We start from the raw sequence: 620 nt of genomic DNA, 5'->3' as shown, positions 1-620 counted from the left end.
CGGCGCCGTCGTCGCCATCCGCAACGCTCGTCGTCGCGTCGTGCTGTCGGGCCCGCCCGCCGCACTCGAGCGCGTGCAGCAGCGCTGCGAGCAGATCTCGGCCGCCGAGACCCGCGAGCGCGAGGCCAAGAAGCGCGGCGGTGCGGTCTTCGCCCCGACCTTCGAACCTGTCGCGGCCGAGGTCGGATTCCATCACCCCGCTTTCGCCGACGCCGTCGAGCAGGTCGCCGAGTGGGCCGCTCGCTGCGAGCTCGACGCCGAGCTCGCGCGTTCGCTCGCGGACGCGATCCTCGTCGCCCCGATCGACTGGGTCGAGCAGGTCGACTCCGCCGTCGCGTCCGGTGCCTCGTGGATCCTCGACCTCGGTCCGGGTGAGCTCCTCACCCGCATGACCAGCTCGGGCCTGCGGGGTCAGGGCGTCGGCATCATCGCCGCCGCGACCCGCGGTGGCCAGCGCAATCTCCTCACCCCGGGCGCCGAGCCCGAGGTTCCGCGTGCCTGGTCGGAGTTCGCTCCGAAGCCGGTCGCGCTGCCCGACGGCCGCATCGCCGTCGAGACGGCCTTCACCCGCCTGACGGGCCGCTCGCCGATCCTGCTCGCGGGTATGACGCCCACGACCG

The 620-nt window shown here is 73.9% G+C and carries 1 protein-coding gene; it reads left to right on the top strand.

The genetic code is table 11. The features are described from left to right. Window positions 1-620 (top strand): hypothetical protein (locus R1101_RS28940; protein ID WP_037225356.1); only part of this gene is annotated, 620 nt, incomplete at both ends.

This window comes from Rhodococcus sp. R1101 (assembly GCF_000278445.1).
GTDB classification, from domain to species: Bacteria; Actinomycetota; Actinomycetes; order Mycobacteriales; family Mycobacteriaceae; genus Rhodococcus; species Rhodococcus gordoniae.
The sequence above is the reverse complement of the archived record's forward strand: the minus strand, read 5'-3'. Positions and strand labels throughout refer to the sequence as shown.